This is a genomic window from Gemmobacter denitrificans, from assembly GCF_036964905.1.
Classification (GTDB): Bacteria; Pseudomonadota; Alphaproteobacteria; order Rhodobacterales; family Rhodobacteraceae; genus Gemmobacter; species Gemmobacter denitrificans.
In genome coordinates this window covers 1-17,945 of sequence record NZ_JBALHR010000012.1, presented here as the reverse complement: position 1 = coordinate 17,945, position 17,945 = coordinate 1, and the positions used below count along the sequence as shown (strand labels likewise).

The window sequence follows — 17,945 nt, the reverse complement described above, 5'->3', positions numbered from 1 at the left end:
CCGCCCGGAACACAGGCGGCCAACAGCAGGACGGACAACAGAAAAACTGGTCTCAAGACGGCTCCGGCGTTCAGCCCCCACCGCCCAGCTGGGTGGCAATGCCATGGATCGACGGCCCGATCAGGATGATCATCAGCGGCGGCAGGGTGAACAGCATTGTGCCCAGTGTCAGCTTGGTCGGCAAGACGTTTGCCTTTTCTTCCGCACGCATCACGCGCTTGTCACGCATTTCGGCGGAATAGACCCGCAGCGCCTCGGCGATGCTTGTCCCGAAAGTGGCCGATTGTACCAGGGTGGTGACAAAGCTGGCCACATCCGGAACGCCGACACGTTCTGCCATGTCCTTGAGAACATGGACGCGTTCCTTGCCGGCCTTGACCTCCTGGCTCACGATTTCGAATTCCTCGGCCAGTGCCGGATAGCCCGCCCGGGTTTCCTTGGCGACGCGGTTGATGCACTGATCCAGCGATTGGCCCGCTTCCACACAGACCAGCATGAGATCAAGCGCATCGGCAAATCCGCAGATGATTTCCTCTTGCCGGGTCTGCAATCTGCGCTGCACCCAATAGGCGGGAAGGTAGTAACCCGCTGCCGCCGGAAGGATGGTGTAAAGGATCAGCGTCTGCGTCTCCATCTCGCCATGCTGGGCTTTCAGGATCATGGTGTAGATCAGGCCCAGGATCAGAAAGCCGATCCCCAGGCTGAATTGCGCGAAGTGATACATGCGCACGGCATTCTTTTGCCGATATCCGGCGCGCATCATCTTCAACCGCGAAGCCGACATCTGTTCGGCATTCTGGGGTTCCAGGAAGGCCGCATATTTTTCCAGCTTGGCGGCGCCGTCTCGCTGGCGCAGCGTGGCCCCTTCTTCCGACATGCCGCTGGCCTTGCGCAGCGCCTTGAGCTTGTCGAGAGGATCCTTGCGCTTTTGCAACAGCGTCGGCAGGGCCAGTGCCGTCAGCAAAAGGCCCAGGCCCAGCAGCACAAGCACCGGCCCCAAGGGCCCGAAACTTTCTTTCAGCAAGGCGTTGATAGTGTCGAACATGCCAGCCTCACACCTTGATATTGACCATGATCTTCATGAAGAAATAGTTGCAGGCCAGAAACACGCCCACCACCAGCGCAGCCGGCACGAACATCGAGGTTTCCTTTACCTTGTCGAAATAATCGGGCTTGATCATCAGGATCATCAGAAGCGCCACGATGGGGAACATGGACAGGAACATCCCCGACCATTTCGCCTCGGCAGTGATCGCCTTGACACGACGAAACAGCTTGAAGCGAGACCGGATGACCTTTGCCAGTCCTTCCAGGATTTCGGCCAGATTGCCGCCTGATTGCTGCTGGATGGTCACGGCCACGGCAAGAAAGCGCAGATCCTGGTTGTCCATCCGTTCGGCAAAGGCCTTCAGGCTTTCCGACACGTCGCGCCCATAGGCCGCCTCATCGCCGATAAAGCCGAATTCGGTGCCCAGCGGATCAGGCACTTCCTTGGCGACGATCGACAGGGCCGAGGCGAAGGGGTGCCCCACCCGCAGGCTGCGCACCATCAGCTCCACCGCATCGGGCAGCTGTTCCTCCATCAGCGCGATACGTTTCTTGGCCTTCTTGTTCACCCACATGTAAACCCCGCCCACGCCCATCGCGATGGCCAGAAGCAGACGAACCGAAGGCTCGGCCGGGGTGCCCACCTGCAGGCCGAAATAGGCAAACACCGTCAGCAGCCCCATCACCCCGATCAGCTGAATGGGCGAAAAGGCAATATTGGCCTTCTGCGCCCGGTCGGCCAGAATGGAATAGAGCGGGATCGACCGCGCATTCATGTGCTGGCCCATTTCCTTGCGGAGCTGTTCCAGAACCTTTTCGCGGTTGTTGGTCTTTTCCATCAGCGCAAGACGACGCGACATCCGGCTGTTGAGGCTGATGGATTTGCCGAAGACCGTCAGATAGATGCCTTCGACCAGCGCCAGAACGGCGACAAAGATCAGGACATATACGATAATTGCGGGATCTATCGTCATCATCGCACCTCAGGCAATCGGTTCATAGATGGAGGCAGGCAGGTTGAAGCCCCATTGCTTGAAACGGTCGGAGTAATGCGACCGCACACCGGTCGCATTGAACCGCCCGATGATCTTGCCATCCGGCGCAAGCCCCAGCCGTTCATAGCGGAAGATTTCCTGCATGGAGATCACGTCGCCTTCCATGCCGGTGATCTCGGTGATCGACACCATACGGCGCGATCCGTCCTGCAGGCGGCTGGCCTGCACGATCAGGTTCACAGCGCTGGCGATCTGGCTGCGCACGGCCTTCAGTGGCATTTCGATGCCGGCCATCGCCACCATGTTTTCCAGACGGCTGATGCCGTCGCGGGCGTTGTTGGCGTGAATCGTGGTCATTGATCCGTCATGGCCGGTGTTCATGGCCTGCAGCATGTCGATCACTTCCTCGCCGCGGGTTTCGCCCACGATGATCCGGTCAGGCCGCATCCGCAGCGCGTTGCGTAGGCAGTCCCGCTGGGTGACGGCACCCTTGCCTTCCACGTTGGGCGGACGGCTTTCCATCCGGCCCACATGCACCTGCTGCAATTGCAATTCCGCGGTATCTTCGATGGTCAGCACCCGTTCGCGGTTGTCGATGAAGCTGGACAGCGCGTTCAGTGTGGTGGTCTTGCCCGACCCCGTACCGCCCGACACGATGATGTTCAGACGGGTAGAGACGGCAGCTTCCAGATACAGTGCCATTTCCTCGGTGAAGGCGCCGAAGCGGACCAGATCGGGAATGCCCAGCTTTTCCTTCTTGAACTTCCGGATCGAGACCAGGCTGCCATCCACCGCCACTGGCGGCACCATGCAGTTGAAACGCGATCCATCGGCCAGACGCGCGTCGCAATAGGGGTTGGATTCATCGACCCGCCGCCCCACCGCCGACACGATCTTGTCGATGATCCGCAGCAGATGGCGTTCATCCTTGAAGGTGATGTCGGTCAGTTCCAGCTTGCCACCGCGTTCCACAAAGATGCGCTGCGGCCCGTTCACCAGAATATCGTTGACGGTTTCATCCTTCAGCAGCGGTTCCAGCGGGCCAAGGCCCATGACCTCGTCATACAGTTCCTGGTTCAGCGTGCTGCGATCCTGCGCGTTGAGCGCGACCGACATTTCGTCCAGCGCCTCGGCGCTGATCGCGGCGATCTCCGACCGCAACTGGCTTTCCGACGCCTTTTCCAGCGCGGCAAGGTTCAGGTTTTCCAGCAGGCGCTTGTGCAGCTCAACCTTCAGTTCCTGAAGCTTGTCCTTGCGTTTGCGTTCCTTTTCGGCGGCCGCCGCTTCGGCAGGCGCCTTCGGGGCCTGTCGTGCCGGAGCCAGCCCCGGTGGGGGCTTGGGCGCGGCAATGGGCGCGCGGGCGGCCCCGGGGGCCGGGGCGGGTGTGGCGGCTGCGGGCTTGGCAGGGCCCGCGTCAGGCTTCTTGAAACGCGAAAACATTACACTCCCCCATCAAATGCGGCTCAGGTCCGGGCGGACTCAGCGGCCTTGTTGGTGTCGAACAGGGTCTTGGCCAGTTTGCCGATTTCCTTGCGCAGCGCGTTCTTCGCGGCGGTTTCGGACAGGGGCAGGCCGTGATCATTGCTTTGGGTGACCTGCGCACCACCATCGGGCAGTTGCACCTCGATCGAGATATCCAGGCTTTCGGCCATCCGCTTTACACGTCCCTTGGCAGTGAGATCGGTAAAGCGGGGGGCGCGGTTCAGCAGGAAACGCAGCTTCTCATGTGGCAGCCCTTCGGCCTTCAGTGCGCGGGTCAGGCGCAGCACGTTCTGGGCGGAACGCAGGTCCAGTTCCATCAGCGCGAAATAGACATGCGCACGCGCCAGCACGGTTTCGGTCCAGGCCACGATGGTCTTGGGCATGTCGACCACGACGAAATCGAAATTCGCCATCGCCATGTCAAGGATGCGGGCAATGTCCTCTGGGGTGACAATGTCCAGCGGCAGCATGTCCGACGGGGCGGTGAACACATGCAGGCGGTCGTTGAAGGTCAGCATGGCCTGCAGGAAGGCATCGCTGTCGGCATGTTCGGTATCCTGCAGGATTTCGAACACCGCCTCGCGGCGCGGCAGGTCCAGATAGGTGGACACCGCACCGAATTGCAGGTCCAGATCAATCAGGCAGACCCTGGGGGGGGCGGATTTGTCGATATTGGCAAGTTCCCAGGCCAGATTGGCCGCAAAGGTGGTGGCACCAACGCCCCCGGCCAGACCATGGACCGGCAATAGTACGGCGTCGCGATCCCCCTTGGCCTTGAAACTGGGGGTGTGAACCGGCTCGTCCGGGTCGGCAGGCTGTGCCACAGGGGCAGCCACAGGGGCTGCCGGGGCGGGGGCCTGCTCCAGCCGTTCGATAGCCTCATGCAGCGCGCCTTCGGGCAGCGGATAGGGGACGAAATCATCGGCCCCCTGACGCAGCAATTGATGCAGGGCAACCGGGCTCAGCTGATCGGCGATCAGCACCACCTTGATGCCCTTGGATTTGGCGCTGCGGATCAGGTCGGCGATACTGCCCAGATCGACCTCGTCTTCGGCATCCACCGCCACGGCCACGAATTTGAGCGTGGCACTGTCGGGTTGTTCCAGAAAGATGCGGGCATCGGCGAAGTTCAGGTCGCCCCACATCTCGCCCAGTTCCTGTTCCATGTCGTCGATGAGCAGTTCAAAATTCTGCACATCCCGCGAAATGGTGCAGGCCAGGATCGGCGCGGGATCGGGCTGCAGGTTGGCCACACTCGTCATTGCCTCATTCCTTCCGGTTCCGGGACCCGGCAGCAGCCCATGGGGCAGGGTGCCCGGGCCCGGGCCGCCCAATCCGATGTGCTGCATCGCGGTTCCCGTGCGCAGGATTCTCCGGCGCAGGGTTCGATTGCCCCAAAATTGCTTGCGAAGTTTGGCAGGATTGGGGCCAAATCATCGACTTTCTGGGGTTTTTCGCCGTTCCGGAAACGGCGGAAGGGCAGACCCTGCGATCTGCCCTTCCGGTTTTTCCGAACTTGTCCAGCAGGTTACTGGCTTGGATTCACCTGCGTTGTAATGATTTTCGGTTTGGGATGTTCGCGTTCCGCCAGCACGATGTATTCGCGCATGATGACTTCGGCATATTTCCCGTTCAGCGGGATCGGTTTGCCGCGTTCGACAAAGCCTGCCACTTCCGTCACGGTGCGGCGGTTTTGCTGTTCCGGGCCGGATGTCTGGATGACCGGCCGGGTCTTGCCATAGGAAACCAGCGCCTGCAGCCGCGACCGCGACACGCCACGGCTTTCCAGATAGGCGACAACGGCCTGTGCCCGGCGCTTGCCCAGAGCCTTGTTGTATCCGGCCGAACCGACAAGATCGGTATGGCCATAGACCGAGAAGCGCAGTTCGGGGAACTGTCGGATCCAGTTGGCCTGATGATCCAGCGCCTTCATCGCTTCGGGTGTCAGTTGCGCCGAATTGAAGGCAAAGGTCACGGTCGAAGGCACTTCACGCGCGAAACGCTGGCCCAGTTCGATCCGGTAGTCCCGCTCGCCCGACATGATCAAAGTGTTGTTCAGCGTGGGCTGGCCAAAAGCGCCCTCGTCAACCTCGGCCCCCAATTCGCGATTGAACGACGGCCCACAGGCCGCAAGGCCTAGCGCAAGGGCGGGCAGCATCAGGTACTGCAGAAAGCGTGCCATCCCTCTCACTCCATCACATAGCCGTAAGAGCCGCTGAAATCCTGCCGGGCCACTTCGCCCGCCGGACCCTTGCTGCCTGCCACCTTGCCGAACAGGAACAGCTCCTTTTCGGTCGGGATGCGGACCCGGTCGGTCGGCAGCGCCAGAACCTGACCGCGCGTCGGAGTCACCAGATGCGGGGTGACGATGATCACCAGTTCGGATTGCTTGCGCTGATATTCGGCGCTGCGGAACAGGCTGCCCAGGATCGGGATATCGCCCAGCCACGGCACCTGCCCGTTCAGATCGCGGAAGTCATCCTGCAGCAGACCGGCGATGGCAAAGCTTTCGCCATCGCGCATTTCGACCGTGGTCGAAGTTTCACGGCGTTTGAAGGCGTTGACGCTGAACCCTTCGTTCTCGATGGCAATGGTGCTGTCGATGGCCGAAACGGCGGCGTTGATGGTCAGGTTGATCGCATCACCATCGACCACGATCGGGGTGAAGTTCAGCTCAACGCCGAAGGGTTTGTATTCGACGGTAATGCCATCTTCGTTGGCCACCGGGATCGGATATTCCCCACCGGCCAGAAACTTGGCTTCCTGACCAGACAGGGCCGTCAGGTTGGGTTCGGCCAGGGTGCGCACAACACCCTTGGATTCCAGCGCCTCCAGCAGCACGGCGAATTGCAGCGATCCGGCTGAAAAGCCCAGACCAAGCGCCGCATTGGCATTGGCCCTTGCCGTGATCGAGTCACTGCCGATGCTGTTATTGCCATTCAGCCAGGTGCCGGTTTCGCCGATCACGCCCACATCGGTGCCACCCGAAATCGCCAGCGACGACGACAGGTTCTTGGCGACCGAGCGTTCCATTTCGGCAAAGCGGACCTTCAGCATCACCTGCTGGGTACCGCCGACCGTCATCAGGTTCGACACCCGGTCCGGGGCATAGCGTTGGGCCAGATCCAGCGCGCGGTCCAGCTTGGCGGTTGACGAGACCATGCCCGACAGCACGATACCGTCATTGGCGGTGCGAACCTCGATATTCTCGCCCGGCAGGATCTGACGCAGGCGTTCCTTGAACTCTGCAACATCCGGGGCGACCTGGACTTCCACGTTGGAAATCAGCGATCCATCTCCGGCCAGAAGTGTCAGCGTCGTGCGACCGGGCGCCTTGCCCAGCACATAGACCGACCGGTCCGACAGGGTGTTGATATCGGCGATACCGGGGTTGGCAATCGACAGCTCCGCAAAAGGAACATCGCTTTCCACCACCACGGCACGGTTCATGGGCACATTGAGAGGGGCAGAAGCCGACCCTTCAAGCACCCGCAAATTCTGAGCCTGTAGGCAGGTTGCGGCAGTCGAGGCCAAGGCCATCGCCAGCATACCTGCCGCAAAATACGTCCGCACCTGCATGTGACCTGCCTTTCCGATCACGCCTCGTTACTCGGGTCTTCATGCCCGTTCATTTTGACAAAATGCCGGAAGCGGCGTTTTTTTGCAAGAATCAAAACCTTGTGGGGCAAAGTTACTGTGGAAAAGTTGCAACAGCCCCAATCTTTGTGGCAAAAGGCCCGACCGGACGCCAGATGCGGCATCGGGTCGGGCCCCATGACTCGGGTCTTGCTGAACAGGGAAAACCGGTTCCCGTCAGTTGGTGCAAGGGATCGGGATTTCCACCACTTCGCCCCCCTTGCGGGTCTTGATCGTGCAGACCTTCTGCTGCAACACCGGAGCCGCCTCGGTCGCTTCGATCCCCAGCAGAGCATTGCTGTCCACTTCGATCGGGCCTGTCACTGGGTTTGCATCACCCTTGGCCACCAGTGCAACGGAAAGCTTCCCGGTGGCCTGACCTTGGGTGAGGCGTGCCACCTGTTCGGGGCTTGCCGCGACGGTCATTGCCTTGGGAGCTTCGAAATTCGTGCCGTTTGTGCTGCCCTTCTTCTTGTCCATTTCCGGGCGATCCACCGCGATGATGGAAATCGAAGTCTCGATCAGCTGAGTGATTTCCTGCCCGCTGGAAGTGACGCCGGTCCAGTACACATCCACCTTGTTGCCGGGCTGCAGATAGCGCGATGCGCCTGACGCATCCGAAAACTTGATGGTAAAGGCCCGTTCGCCCGCTGCCAGCATGGTGGTCAGACCTGCTGCTTCTCCGGGTTCGGTCACCTTGATGGCCAGAATGGGTTCGAATTTCTCCATCTGACGAAGGACAAACCGCGGGCTGGTTTCGCCTTCTGCGAACAGCAGCGGATCGGCCGGCTCCTTTTCGGGGTCATCCCCGGCGGGGCGCGGCTTCACCCGGAAGACACCTTCAGGCAGAGCCTTTTCCTGCCAGTAGATTTCTTCCACGTCGTCACGCGTGATCGGGTCGCCATAATCCAGCGGTTTGTTCACCACATAGACCTTCACCAGCTTGCCAAGTTCGTCGCGCAAAGCGCGTTCCTTGTCCAGCTGGGCCTGGGTGTGCCCGATGTAATTCTGTGCCATATATACGGCAAATCCGGCCAGGGCCATGCCCAGGGCCAGAACTGCAATGAATACTGTCCGCATTCGTCCAAGTCCCCCTAAAACGTACCCTTGCGCGATGGCCTTGTCAGAAGAAGGAGGTGATCATGTCGCCGATGCGGCCCGCCGTGTCTTCAAAGACTGACTGTTGGATCACGACAAAGACCCCCGCCACCATCACGATCACCACTGCGGTCAGCACGACCCAGTCAACTGTGATGGCGCCGGTTTCGTCGCGCCAGAAATTGCGAAACGACCGCATGGTTCACACCCTCCAACCTTGCCGGATCCTGCCCTGTCGGATAGCCCGGCCGCGTACCTTTCTGTCCCGCCATAAGCATGAAGCTGCGGCTCTGGTGTCAGAGCCGCAGCATGAGATAGCTTCAATGCCGGGAAGGCACCGATATCAGCGATCGCGCGTCGCGGCTTCTTCCAGGTCTTCGACGATCACGTCAGCGGTGCTGTCGATGGCCGGCGAGATGGTCTGCACAACCACGATGCCCAGGCCGACGATTGCGGCGGTCAGCACCACCCAGTCAACGGTCACGGCGCCGGATTCGTCATTCTTGAACGATTTGAAGATGTTCAGCAGTTTCATCGTATAAGTCCCTTGCTTCAGGTGTTGCTCTGTTCTTGCCGCCTTCAGCTTTCGACCGGCCTCTGTTCCGATCCGCTGTTCGCTGCGGCATGGGCTCATATAGCCCCCTGATGGTGGCGGGAGTTGGGAGGCATTTGGGCCGAAGGAAAAATCTGCATAAAAGCCCTGACTTTCTTTCAAGCCATTGTAATAAAACAAATTAATCTTCCATTTACTTTTCGTCCGACCTGCGTTTCGGCGCGGCAGCGGGCCGACTGCGGCGAGATTGCGGCAAAACCGCCATGATCGTGGGGGAATCCGGGGCTGTGGCTGGCCACAAGCCCGCATTTCTGCAAGGATGGCGAAACAGAAAACCGGTAAACGGGCAGGAACCGCATGAGGCGGGCAGTTGCAGCAATCGTCACGGCCGGCACGATTCTGTCCGGTTCGATCCCGGCATGGCCACAGGCTGCGCCGGAGTTTGAAGATTTCACCTTTCGCAGCGTGAAACCGCCCGCGCCAGGCACGGGAAAGCGCATCACGATCCAGATTGATCCTGCCGAACAGGCAAGACGGCTGGCTGCCAGCCCCAAGGTCGACCGCGACAAGGAAGCCCAATCCGTAGCAGCGGCAGCATCGCCGTCTGCGCCTCTTGCGCCGGTGGCACCGGTTCCGGCGACTTACGCCTGGTTTTGGGACGTGATCCCAACCGCGCGTCAGGCTGTAGACGGGCGTTTTCCTTCGGCCATGGCGATGCTCAGCCAGGGACCGGGCGGTAGCGTTGTCAAATCCCCGCGGTTGCAGCACATGCAGGACATCGCAAATGCCTATGGCACAGAAATCCTCAAGGCCACCATCGGGACCGAGGTTTCGCCCGCGCTGGTGCTGGCGGTGATCGGCATCGAAAGCGCGGGGAAACCCGATGCGGTCAGCCATGCCGGGGCGCAAGGGCTCATGCAGTTGATCCCCGACACGGCCAAGCGTTTCGGCGTGACCGACGCCACCGATCCCGCACAGAACATCAAGGGTGGCGTGGCCTATCTGGATTGGCTGATGAAACGCTTCGACCGCGATCCATTGATGGTTTTGGCGGCCTATAATGCGGGCGAAGGCGCGGTCGAGGCGAATGACGGCGTGCCTCCCTATGCCGAAACGCGGGATTATGTGCCCAAGGTTCTGGCGGCCTGGCAGGTGGCGCAGGGCCTGTGCCTGACCCCGCCCGAACTGTTTTCCGACCCTTGTGCCTTTCGCGTGCAATCAACCGGCAGTTCCGGCTGACAGGCTTTCAGGCGGATAGCAGAATGCCCCTTTACCTTGCCGCGCGGCGGCCTATCCTGCGCGGAACTGCGGGCCTGCGTGGTGGAATGGTAGACGCCGGGGACTTAAAATCCCCTGCCTTCGGGCGTGCGGGTTCGAGTCCCGCCGCAGGCACCAGTAACGCACGGAATTGCACATGGTTCCGCGCTATCCGTCTGCAAAGCCAGCCGATTTTCGCTGGCGTGGTGATTTTGGCTGTCATCTGCGGGTAAACTTGCGCATCTGATTACGCATCTTTCCGCAGCGTGCGTAATCCATGGCTTCGATTTGAAAACTTGGCAAACAGTGGCGGGCCGAAATCGCTCGGCACGGGATTCGAAAGTCCAAGGTGTTTGGCACCAAGGGGAGGCGCGCGATTGGGCTGCCCGCGAGGAATACCTGATTCTGAACGGCGCGCAAATCGCTTCGACGTCCCTCTTTGGTGATGTTTTGGACCGCTATGCCCGTGAAGTGAGCATAGGAAAGCGCGGCGCAAAGTGAGAGCAGGTGCGGATCGAGATGATACGCCGCGATGCGATGCCGTAGCCCGTGACAGCGGGCAGAACGGGGTGCTGACTTGCTGGACAGCTGTTGTGATGGGGGCCGGGGAAGAGGGCTCTGCCCCCGCCCGTTCCGGCCCCGCGGGATATTCGGGCCAAGATCACCGCGATGGCGGTGTTCTGATCGGGAAGGTGCCGCCTTACCCGATCAGCGCCTTCACCCTGGCGGTGAAATCCTCGCCGCGCTTTTCGAAGTTTGGGTACTGATCGAAGCTGGCGGCGGCCGGGGCAAGCAGCACGACCTCGCCCGGCTGGGCCTCGGCGGCGGCGCGGGTTACGGCATGTTCCATGGTTTCGCAGATTTCATGCGGGGTTGCGCCGATCTGCAGCGCGAAATCGCGGGCGGAGAACCCTATCAGATAGGCCTTGACCACAGATCCCAGCACGGGTTCCAGCGCGGCGATGCCGCCTTCCTTGCCCATGCCGCCCGCGATCCAGCGGATGCGGGGGAAAGCCTGAAGCGCCTTGGCCGCAGCATCGACATTGGTGGCCTTGCTGTCATTGACAAAGCGCACCCCGTCGCGTTCGCCCACTAGCTGGCTGCGATGGGGCAGGCCGGCAAAGCTGTGCAGCGCGCCTTCGATCAGCCTGGGGGCGATGCCCAAGCTGCGGGCGGCGGCATAGGCGGCACAGGCATTCTGGTGATTATGGGCGCCGGGCAGGCCCTTGATCTCGCGCAGGTCGATGCTGGCCACCTGCCGTCCCTTGCGCCATTCCGACAGAAACCCCTTGCGGGCAAAGACCGACCAGCCAAAACCTTCGAGTTTTTGCCCGGCGGAAATACGGATCACCCGGTCATCCTCGGGGCCTTGCGCCAGTTGCCCGGCCATGAAGCGGCCTTCCAGTTCATCCACGCCCACCACGCAGCGATCCGGCCCGCCTTCGGCGAACAACCGGCGCTTGGCTGCGAAATAGCCACCCATCCCGTTATGACGATCCAGATGATCGGGCGACAGGTTGGTGAACACCGCCACATCCGGTGTCAGCGCCCGCGCGAGATCGGTCTGATAACTGGAAAGTTCCAGCACCACCACTTCGCCATCCTGTGGCGGATCGATGTCCAGCACCCCGCGTCCGATATTGCCCGCCATCTGGCTGGGGCGTCCTGCGACCTGCAGGATATGGTGGATCAGGGCTGTCGTGGTGGATTTGCCATTTGATCCGGTGATGCAGACCACCTTGGGGGCAGTGTCGAACTCATCCCAGCCTGTCGTTGCAAAGCTTTGGAAGAACAGGCCAATGTCATTGTCTACCGGGATGCCAAGGTCCAGCGCGCGGGCGATGACCTTGTTGGGCGTGGGGTAAAGATGGGGGATGCCGGGAGACGTAACCAGACAGGCCGCGCCGTCCAGCACGCCATGGCGCAGCAGATCGGTGCAGGTGAAGCCCTCTGCCTCGGCCTTGGCGCGCGCTTCCGCGCTGTCATCCCAGAGCAGCGGCTCGGCCCCGCCTGCCACCAGCGCCCGCGCTGTGGCAAGGCCCGACCGGCCCAGCCCAAGCACTGCCACTTTTCGCCCCGCATAGCCCTGTACCGGAATCATCGCCTACCCCTTCGCCATTTCCGGCGTGACAATGGGCATGGCCGGGCGCGGGTGCAAGGGCGGGGGTCAGACTGCCGACTTGGTGAAGAGAATCCACTCGGTGGCCGAAACCTGCCAGTCGCCCTTGACCACCGCGCGGCGGGCCACCTCGGCAAAGCCCTTGCTGCGATAGAGGGCCAGCGCCTCGGCATGGGTATCGGCGGCGATCAGGCTGATGGTGCTCAGCCCCGCCTGTCGCGCCACGGTTTCGGCCTGTGCCAGCAGCGCGCTGCCACAGCCCCGTCCGCGAAAATGCGCATCGGTGGCCAGCACATTCAGATACCAGCTGCCCGGTGCCAGGGCCTCAAGCTCCAGCAGCGGCACAAAGATCGGAGGCGTATCGGGGGCGATCGGTTCCGGCTCGGTCGCGGCCGGATAACCCAGCAGACCTGCGGCCACTTCGCCCTCTACCTCGGCCAGCCAGGCATTGCGGTAGGAAAAATTGCCGCTGTCTCGCGCCGCCCTTTCGCGGCCCAGTGCCAGCGGGTCACCGTCGGGCCCGACGGTCTTTTTCCAGAAATGCAGCGGCAGATCATCCGCCGCCATGTTGATGAACCGCACCAGATGCGCGGCATCTGCCGCCGTTGCCGCCCGGATCAGCATGTCCTGCTCCCCTGCCGTTGAACCCGCGCCACCGGTGAAGCAAACCCAGCCGCCCGATGCAAGCGCGGATATGGCCGCCGATCCTGCTTGCCAGCCCATGACTGCCTGCCCTAACCAATAGGTCAGAACCGCAACCTAGGAAGGTTAGACATGAGCGATATGGTTTTCCGCTTGCCCGCGCCGGGCCCCGAGCCCTTGCTGACTGACCTTGAAGGCTGGATCAAGGTCGAAGGCACCCCGATGATGAAAACCTGGGTGCAGCATACGTCACTAGATGGCAGCGTGATCAGCGGCACATGGGAGGCAAGCCCCGGCACCTGGCATGCCAGCTACAAGTTCTACGAATTCGTGCATCTGATTGAAGGCCAGATCACCATTACCCCCGACGGGGGCGACCCGGTCACCTTGCGCCCAGGCGATGGCTTTGTGGTCGAACCCGGGTTCAAGGGCACCTGGAAGATCGAGGCCCCGGTGCGCAAGCATTTCTGCATCAAGCTGAAGTAAGGGCATTGCGGGGCAGGGGCGCGCATGGTTCCCCTGCCGAACCCCTAGCCATGACCGCCATTTCCCGCTAATCTGATCCGAACAGCCGGGGATCACATCCGGCATTCAAGGCAAGCAGGCAAATCAGGCGGTTCCCATGACTGAGATGGTCTATGGCTCGATGCCCGTTCGGGTGACCGAGCCGGTTCTTCCCCGTTGGTGGCGCACCATTGACAAATGGTCGCTAACGGCGGTGCTGATCCTGTTCGGTATCGGCATTTTGCTGGGTCTTGCCGCCTCGGTGCCGCTGGCCAGCCGCAATGGGCTGGACCCGTTCCACTATGTGCAGCGGCAGGCGTTTTTCGGCGGGCTGGCGATTGTCACCATGCTGGGCGTGTCGATGTTGCCGCCCGAAATGGTGCGCCGGATCGGCATTCTGGGATTTGTCCTGTCGCTGATCGCGCTGATGTTTCTGCCGCTGCTGGGGACCGATTTCGGCAAGGGCGCGGTGCGCTGGTATTCGCTGGGTTTCGCCAGTTTCCAGCCATCCGAGTTTCTGAAGCCCGGCTTCATCATCGTGACGGCCTGGTTGATGGCTGCCTCGCAAGACATCAATGGCCCGCCGGGCAAGGTGATCTCGCTCGGGCTGGCGGTGCTTGTCGTCTTCTTCCTCGCGATCCAGCCCGATTTCGGCCAATCCATGCTGGTGATCTTTGGTTGGTGCGTGGTCTATTTCATCGCCGGGGCCTCGATGACCGTCATTACCGCCATCCTTGGCGCGATTGGCGCGGTGGGATTTGTGCTTTACGGCACTTCGGAACACCTTGCCCGCCGGATTGACGGCTATCTTTCGGCCGAGGTCGATCCCCGCTCGCAGCTGGGCTATGCGACCAACGCCATTCAGGAGGGCGGGTTCTTGGGCGTGGGCGTGGGCGAAGGTCAGGTGAAATGGACATTGCCTGACGCGCATACCGATTTCATCATCGCGGTTGCGGCCGAGGAATATGGGCTGATCCTCGTGCTGTGCATTCTCGCGCTCTATGGCTGTGTCGTGGTGCGGTCGATGTTCCGGCTGATGAAGGAACGCGATCCCTTTGTGCGGCTGGCAGGGGCCGGGCTGGCCTGCATCTTTGGCGTGCAGGCGATGATCAACATGGGCGTGGCCGTGCGGTTGCTGCCCGCCAAGGGTATGACATTGCCCTTTGTCTCGTATGGTGGTTCGTCGGTGATTGCTGCCGGATTGACGGTTGGCATGTTGCTGGCGCTGACCCGCAGCCGTCCGCAAGGCCGGATGGAGGATATCCTGTTCCGCCGTGGAGGGCGCTGATCATGGCACCCAAGGCCCCGCTTGTGATGATCGCCGCCGGGGGCACCGGCGGCCATATGTTCCCGGCGCAGGCGCTGGCCGAGGCGATGATCGCCCGGGGTTGGCGGGTGAAACTGTCCACCGATGCGCGAGGGGCTCGCTATGCCGGGGGCTTTCCGCCTGAGGTGCAGATCGACGAAGTGTCGTCGGCCACCTTTGCGCGGGGTGGGGCTCTGGCAAAGCTTGCCGTGCCGTTCCGCATTGCGGGCGGGGTGATCGCGGCTGTTGCTGCCATGCTGCGCGACCGGCCCGAGGTGGTGGTGGGCTTTGGCGGTTATCCGTCGATCCCGGCGATTGCCGGGGCCACAGTCCTGCGTCTGCCGCGCATGATCCATGAACAGAACGGCGTGCTGGGGCGGGTGAACCGGCTCTTTGCCCGCCGCGTGCAGGCGGTGGCCTGCGGCACATGGCCCACCGCCCTGCCCGAAGGGGTGGAAGGCATCCATACCGGCAATCCGGTGCGGGGGGCCGTGCTGGACCGTGCCGCCGCCCCCTATATTCCGCCCGGTGATTACCCGATGAGCGTGGTGGTCATCGGCGGCAGTCAGGGCGCGCGCATCCTGTCAGAGGTGGTGCCTGCCGCCATTGCGGCCTTGCCCGAAAACCTGCGCCGCAACCTGCGGATCGCCCATCAGGCCCGCGCCGAAGACCTGCCCTCAGTGGTGCAGGCCTATGACAGCGCGGGCATCAGCGCCGATGTGCAGCCCTTTTTCACCGATATTCCGCGCCGCCTGTCCGAAGCGCAGCTGGTGATCTCGCGGTCGGGCGCGTCGTCCATTGCCGATATCTCGGTCATCGGGCGACCTGCCATTCTTGTGCCCTTTGCCGCCGCCACTGCCGATCATCAGACCGCCAATGCGCGCGGGCTGGTTTCCGCCGAAGCCGCGATCCTGATCCCCGAATCCACCCTTGACCCCGCCACGCTCAGCGCGCAAATGGCCGCGGTGCTGTCGAACCCGCAAGCGGCGGAGCAGATGGCTGCCAATGCCCTTGCGCAGGGCCGCGCCGATGCCACCGACCGTCTGGTCGATCTGGTGCTGCGGCTGGCCAAGACTGCCTGATCCACCATTTGCCCTGCCCGGAACGATTGCCATGAACGCCACCAAACTGCCGCTGGAACTCGGCCCCATCCATTTCGTCGGCATCGGCGGCATCGGCATGTCGGGCATTGCCGAGGTGCTGATGACCCATGGCTACCGGGTGCAGGGGTCGGATGCCAAGGCGTCAAAGATCACCGACCGTCTGGTCGCGCTTGGGGCCACGGTGTTCGAAGGCCAGCGCGCCGAGAATATCGGGGATGCGGCGGTGATCGTGATTTCCTCGGCCATCAAGAAGGGCAACCCCGAACTGGAAGAGGCCCGCCGCCGCAAGCTGCCGGTGGTGCGCCGCGCCGAAATGCTGGCCGAACTGATGCGCCTGCGCTCCAACATCGCGGTGGCGGGCACCCATGGCAAGACGACGACCACCACCATGGTCGCCACGCTTCTGGACAAGGGCGGGCTTGACCCGACGGTCATCAATGGCGGCGTGATCCATGCCTATGGATCGAATGCCCGCGCCGGGGCAGGGGAATGGATGGTGGTCGAGGCCGATGAAAGCGACGGGTCGTTCAACCGCCTGCCCGCCACCATCGCCATCGTGACGAATATCGACCCCGAACATATGGAGCATTGGGGCAGCATCGAAAACCTGCGCAAGGGCTTTCTCGATTTCGTGTCGAACATCCCCTTCTACGGGCTGGCCGTCTGCTGCACCGATCACCCCGAGGTGCAGGCGCTGGTCGGTCGCGTCACCGACCGCCGGGTGGTGACCTTTGGCTTCAATGCGCAGGCCGATGTGCGGGCGGTGAACCTGAAGTTCGAAAATGGCAAGGCGCACTTTGACATCCTCCTGCAAGGTGAGGGGGAAGGTTCGAAAATCGAAGGTTGCGTTCTGCCCATGCCAGGCGATCACAATGTGTCCAACGCGCTGTCGGCGGTGGCCGTGGCCCGCCATCTGGGCATGAAGAAGGATGAAATCCGCGAGGCGCTGGCGGGATTTGCCGGGGTGAACCGCCGCTTCACCAAGGTGGCCGAGGTGAACGGCACCACCATCATCGACGATTACGGCCACCACCCGGTCGAGATCGCCGCCGTGCTGAAGGCCGCGCGGCAGGCCATTGCGGGCCGCCCCGGCGCGCGCGTGATCGCCGTGCATCAGCCGCACCGCTACAGCCGGTTGTCGAACCTGTTCGAGGATTTCTGCACCTGTTTCAACGAGGCAGATGTCGTCGGCATCGCCGAGGTCTATGCCGCGGGCGAAGACCCGATCTTGGGGGCCAGCCGCGATGATCTGGTGTCGGGCCTGATCGCCCATGGCCACCGCCACGCCCGCGCGGTGATCGACGAAACCGATCTGGCCCGCCTGTTCCGCGAACAGACCCGCCCGGGCGATATCTTCGTCTGCCTGGGCGCGGGCACGATTTCGGCCTGGGCCAATGCCCTGCCGGCACGGCTGGTCGAACAGGCGGCCTGATTTCGGCGCAGGCGGCGGATCGGTTTAGGCTATTGAACTGTTTTGCAATCCCTGCTGATCCGGCGTTGCAGGGCTAGACTTGCCTTCCACTGCATCTTGTGGTGGAAAATTCGGCAAGGAAACTTGGTGCATCGTCGGTCATTCTATTCGGCCTGACTTGCACGGGGGAAGTGTCATGTCTGAAAGCCGCTACCGTCTTTCCAGGGTTCTTTGTGCTGCAGTCGCGGTCGGCTTGGCCCTGACGGGAACTGCGCCGTCTGCAAGCGCCGAAACCGACCGCTACACCCCGCGTATCGAATGTGGCCCCGAGGCGCCGAAAGGAAAGCGCCTGCACAGGGGAAAGAACCACATCGAAATCGAAAGCGAGATGAAAGAAGCACATACCTCGAGATTTAGCGGCAGAACCTATTTCATGGTTCAGCGCTATGCGCTCATCAAGCGAAGTAATTGCTGGGTGTCATTCTGGGTCTATCAAGATGATCTTTCATCTGAAGCACCTTTCCAGCGTGCGACCGGTACATTCTACGAAGTGGAAAACTATGAAAAGTACTGGAACCAAGCAACAGCCTATCGTCACTTTGGCGCTACTATAGAAGTTGATAGGGCTAGGGCCCTTTTGACTTTGGTTGATCCTGAGGCTGCCGCCTGTGAGAAGAAGGCAGTGCAAATATCAAACTCGTTGCAAGGCCCCATACTAGGGTCCAGACTCATTGATCGTCAAAGCCAGAAGATGACGGTTGCGGCGAGGGCGACGGCGGAGAGGAAGGTCTT

General features: G+C 61.8%; 17 protein-coding genes and 1 tRNA gene. 7 read left to right on the top strand and 11 right to left on the bottom strand.

Annotated features, from left to right (window positions below; all coding sequences use genetic code 11):
* Positions 1 to 70 precede the first annotated feature (70 nt).
* The 9 genes from V6590_RS16235 to V6590_RS16195 form a co-directional block, all read right to left on the bottom strand.
* Entirely contained in the window at positions 71 to 1,045 is a 975-nt protein-coding gene (locus tag V6590_RS16235) for a type II secretion system F family protein (RefSeq protein ID WP_335424727.1), read from the bottom strand.
* Positions 1,046 to 1,052: 7 nt separating this feature from the next.
* Positions 1,053 to 2,021 carry a type II secretion system F family protein gene (locus tag V6590_RS16230; RefSeq protein WP_335424726.1) on the bottom strand — a complete coding sequence of 323 codons (969 nt, stop codon included), beginning with the start codon at positions 2,019 to 2,021 and terminating at the stop codon, positions 1,053 to 1,055.
* A 9-nt stretch (positions 2,022 to 2,030) separates the two neighbouring features.
* Positions 2,031 to 3,482, bottom strand: a complete 1,452-nt coding sequence (locus V6590_RS16225; protein ID WP_335424725.1) for a TadA family conjugal transfer-associated ATPase — start codon at positions 3,480 to 3,482, stop codon at positions 2,031 to 2,033.
* Positions 3,483 to 3,505: 23 nt separating this feature from the next.
* On the bottom strand, positions 3,506 to 4,786 hold the full coding sequence (locus tag V6590_RS16220; protein ID WP_335424724.1) for a CpaE/TadZ family protein: 1,281 nt from the start codon (positions 4,784 to 4,786) through the stop codon (positions 3,506 to 3,508).
* A gap of 266 nt (positions 4,787 to 5,052) precedes the next feature.
* A complete protein-coding gene (locus tag V6590_RS16215) occupies positions 5,053 to 5,706 on the bottom strand; it encodes an OmpA family protein (RefSeq protein WP_335424723.1) in 654 nt (217 codons plus the stop codon).
* Positions 5,707 to 5,711: 5 nt separating this feature from the next.
* Positions 5,712 to 7,103, bottom strand: a complete 1,392-nt coding sequence (locus V6590_RS16210) for a type II and III secretion system protein family protein (protein ID WP_335424722.1) — start codon at positions 7,101 to 7,103, stop codon at positions 5,712 to 5,714.
* Between the two features lie 234 nt (positions 7,104 to 7,337).
* On the bottom strand, positions 7,338 to 8,240 hold the full coding sequence (cpaB, locus tag V6590_RS16205; protein WP_335424721.1) for a Flp pilus assembly protein CpaB: 903 nt from the start codon (positions 8,238 to 8,240) through the stop codon (positions 7,338 to 7,340).
* Positions 8,241 to 8,283: 43 nt separating this feature from the next.
* A complete protein-coding gene (locus V6590_RS16200) occupies positions 8,284 to 8,457 on the bottom strand; it encodes a Flp family type IVb pilin (protein ID WP_335424720.1) in 174 nt (57 codons plus the stop codon).
* A gap of 144 nt (positions 8,458 to 8,601) precedes the next feature.
* Positions 8,602 to 8,793: a Flp family type IVb pilin gene (locus V6590_RS16195; protein WP_335424719.1), complete on the bottom strand. Its 192-nt coding sequence runs from the start codon at positions 8,791 to 8,793 to the stop codon at positions 8,602 to 8,604.
* 375 nt (positions 8,794 to 9,168) lie between these two features.
* On the opposite strand from V6590_RS16195, the gene V6590_RS16190 reads away from it, so the two are divergent.
* Together V6590_RS16190 and V6590_RS16185 are read left to right on the top strand one after the other, a co-directional pair.
* The gene (locus tag V6590_RS16190; protein ID WP_335424718.1) at positions 9,169 to 10,050 is read left to right on the top strand and encodes a lytic transglycosylase domain-containing protein; all 882 of its coding nucleotides are present in this window, start codon (positions 9,169 to 9,171) and stop codon (positions 10,048 to 10,050) included.
* A 72-nt stretch (positions 10,051 to 10,122) separates the two neighbouring features.
* Positions 10,123 to 10,206 (top strand) — tRNA-Leu (locus tag V6590_RS16185).
* Between the two features lie 562 nt (positions 10,207 to 10,768).
* Here the strand turns inward: V6590_RS16185 and murD are convergent.
* Positions 10,769 to 12,169, bottom strand: coding sequence for a UDP-N-acetylmuramoyl-L-alanine--D-glutamate ligase (gene murD, locus V6590_RS16180; RefSeq protein WP_335424717.1), 1,401 nt, complete (start codon positions 12,167 to 12,169; stop codon positions 10,769 to 10,771).
* 66 nt (positions 12,170 to 12,235) lie between these two features.
* Complete coding sequence (locus tag V6590_RS16175) at positions 12,236 to 12,910, bottom strand: GNAT family N-acetyltransferase (RefSeq protein ID WP_335424716.1); 675 nt, start codon at positions 12,908 to 12,910, stop codon at positions 12,236 to 12,238.
* A 51-nt stretch (positions 12,911 to 12,961) separates the two neighbouring features.
* Between V6590_RS16175 and V6590_RS16170 the strand changes: the two genes are divergently transcribed.
* The 5 genes from V6590_RS16170 to V6590_RS16150 form a co-directional block, all read left to right on the top strand.
* A complete protein-coding gene (locus V6590_RS16170; RefSeq protein WP_335424715.1) occupies positions 12,962 to 13,315 on the top strand; it encodes a cupin domain-containing protein in 354 nt (117 codons plus the stop codon).
* Positions 13,316 to 13,451: 136 nt separating this feature from the next.
* Complete coding sequence (locus V6590_RS16165; protein WP_335424714.1) at positions 13,452 to 14,621, top strand: peptidoglycan glycosyltransferase FtsW; 1,170 nt, start codon at positions 13,452 to 13,454, stop codon at positions 14,619 to 14,621.
* A 2-nt stretch (positions 14,622 to 14,623) separates the two neighbouring features.
* Positions 14,624 to 15,721: a UDP-N-acetylglucosamine--N-acetylmuramyl-(pentapeptide) pyrophosphoryl-undecaprenol N-acetylglucosamine transferase gene (locus V6590_RS16160; RefSeq protein WP_335424713.1), complete on the top strand. Its 1,098-nt coding sequence runs from the start codon at positions 14,624 to 14,626 to the stop codon at positions 15,719 to 15,721.
* Positions 15,722 to 15,752: 31 nt separating this feature from the next.
* Positions 15,753 to 17,174 carry a UDP-N-acetylmuramate--L-alanine ligase gene (gene murC / locus V6590_RS16155; protein ID WP_335424819.1) on the top strand — a complete coding sequence of 474 codons (1,422 nt, stop codon included), beginning with the start codon at positions 15,753 to 15,755 and terminating at the stop codon, positions 17,172 to 17,174.
* A gap of 175 nt (positions 17,175 to 17,349) precedes the next feature.
* On the top strand, positions 17,350 to 17,945 hold a 596-nt coding region (locus tag V6590_RS16150; RefSeq protein ID WP_335424712.1), incomplete at its 3' end, for a hypothetical protein.

Bases quoted from the DNA above. Each gene is read 5' to 3' on its own strand.
- V6590_RS16230 (WP_335424726.1), bottom strand. From the start codon at position 2,021: ATGACGATAGATCCCGCAATTATCGTATATGTCCTGATCTTTGTCGCC.
- V6590_RS16170 (WP_335424715.1), top strand. From the start codon at position 12,962: ATGAGCGATATGGTTTTCCGCTTGCCCGCGCCGGGCCCCGAGCCCTTG.
- cpaB (WP_335424721.1), bottom strand. From the start codon at position 8,240: ATGCGGACAGTATTCATTGCAGTTCTGGCCCTGGGCATGGCCCTGGCC.
- V6590_RS16195 (WP_335424719.1), bottom strand. From the start codon at position 8,793: ATGAAACTGCTGAACATCTTCAAATCGTTCAAGAATGACGAATCCGGC.
- V6590_RS16225 (WP_335424725.1), bottom strand. From the start codon at position 3,482: ATGTTTTCGCGTTTCAAGAAGCCTGACGCGGGCCCTGCCAAGCCCGCA.
- murC (WP_335424819.1), top strand. From the start codon at position 15,753: ATGAACGCCACCAAACTGCCGCTGGAACTCGGCCCCATCCATTTCGTC.
- V6590_RS16235 (WP_335424727.1), bottom strand. From the start codon at position 1,045: ATGTTCGACACTATCAACGCCTTGCTGAAAGAAAGTTTCGGGCCCTTG.
- murD (WP_335424717.1), bottom strand. From the start codon at position 12,169: ATGATTCCGGTACAGGGCTATGCGGGGCGAAAAGTGGCAGTGCTTGGG.
- V6590_RS16190 (WP_335424718.1), top strand. From the start codon at position 9,169: ATGAGGCGGGCAGTTGCAGCAATCGTCACGGCCGGCACGATTCTGTCC.
- V6590_RS16215 (WP_335424723.1), bottom strand. From the start codon at position 5,706: ATGGCACGCTTTCTGCAGTACCTGATGCTGCCCGCCCTTGCGCTAGGC.
- V6590_RS16165 (WP_335424714.1), top strand. From the start codon at position 13,452: ATGACTGAGATGGTCTATGGCTCGATGCCCGTTCGGGTGACCGAGCCG.
- V6590_RS16210 (WP_335424722.1), bottom strand. From the start codon at position 7,103: ATGCAGGTGCGGACGTATTTTGCGGCAGGTATGCTGGCGATGGCCTTG.
- V6590_RS16160 (WP_335424713.1), top strand. From the start codon at position 14,624: ATGGCACCCAAGGCCCCGCTTGTGATGATCGCCGCCGGGGGCACCGGC.
- V6590_RS16200 (WP_335424720.1), bottom strand. From the start codon at position 8,457: ATGCGGTCGTTTCGCAATTTCTGGCGCGACGAAACCGGCGCCATCACA.
- V6590_RS16220 (WP_335424724.1), bottom strand. From the start codon at position 4,786: ATGACGAGTGTGGCCAACCTGCAGCCCGATCCCGCGCCGATCCTGGCC.
- V6590_RS16175 (WP_335424716.1), bottom strand. From the start codon at position 12,910: ATGGGCTGGCAAGCAGGATCGGCGGCCATATCCGCGCTTGCATCGGGC.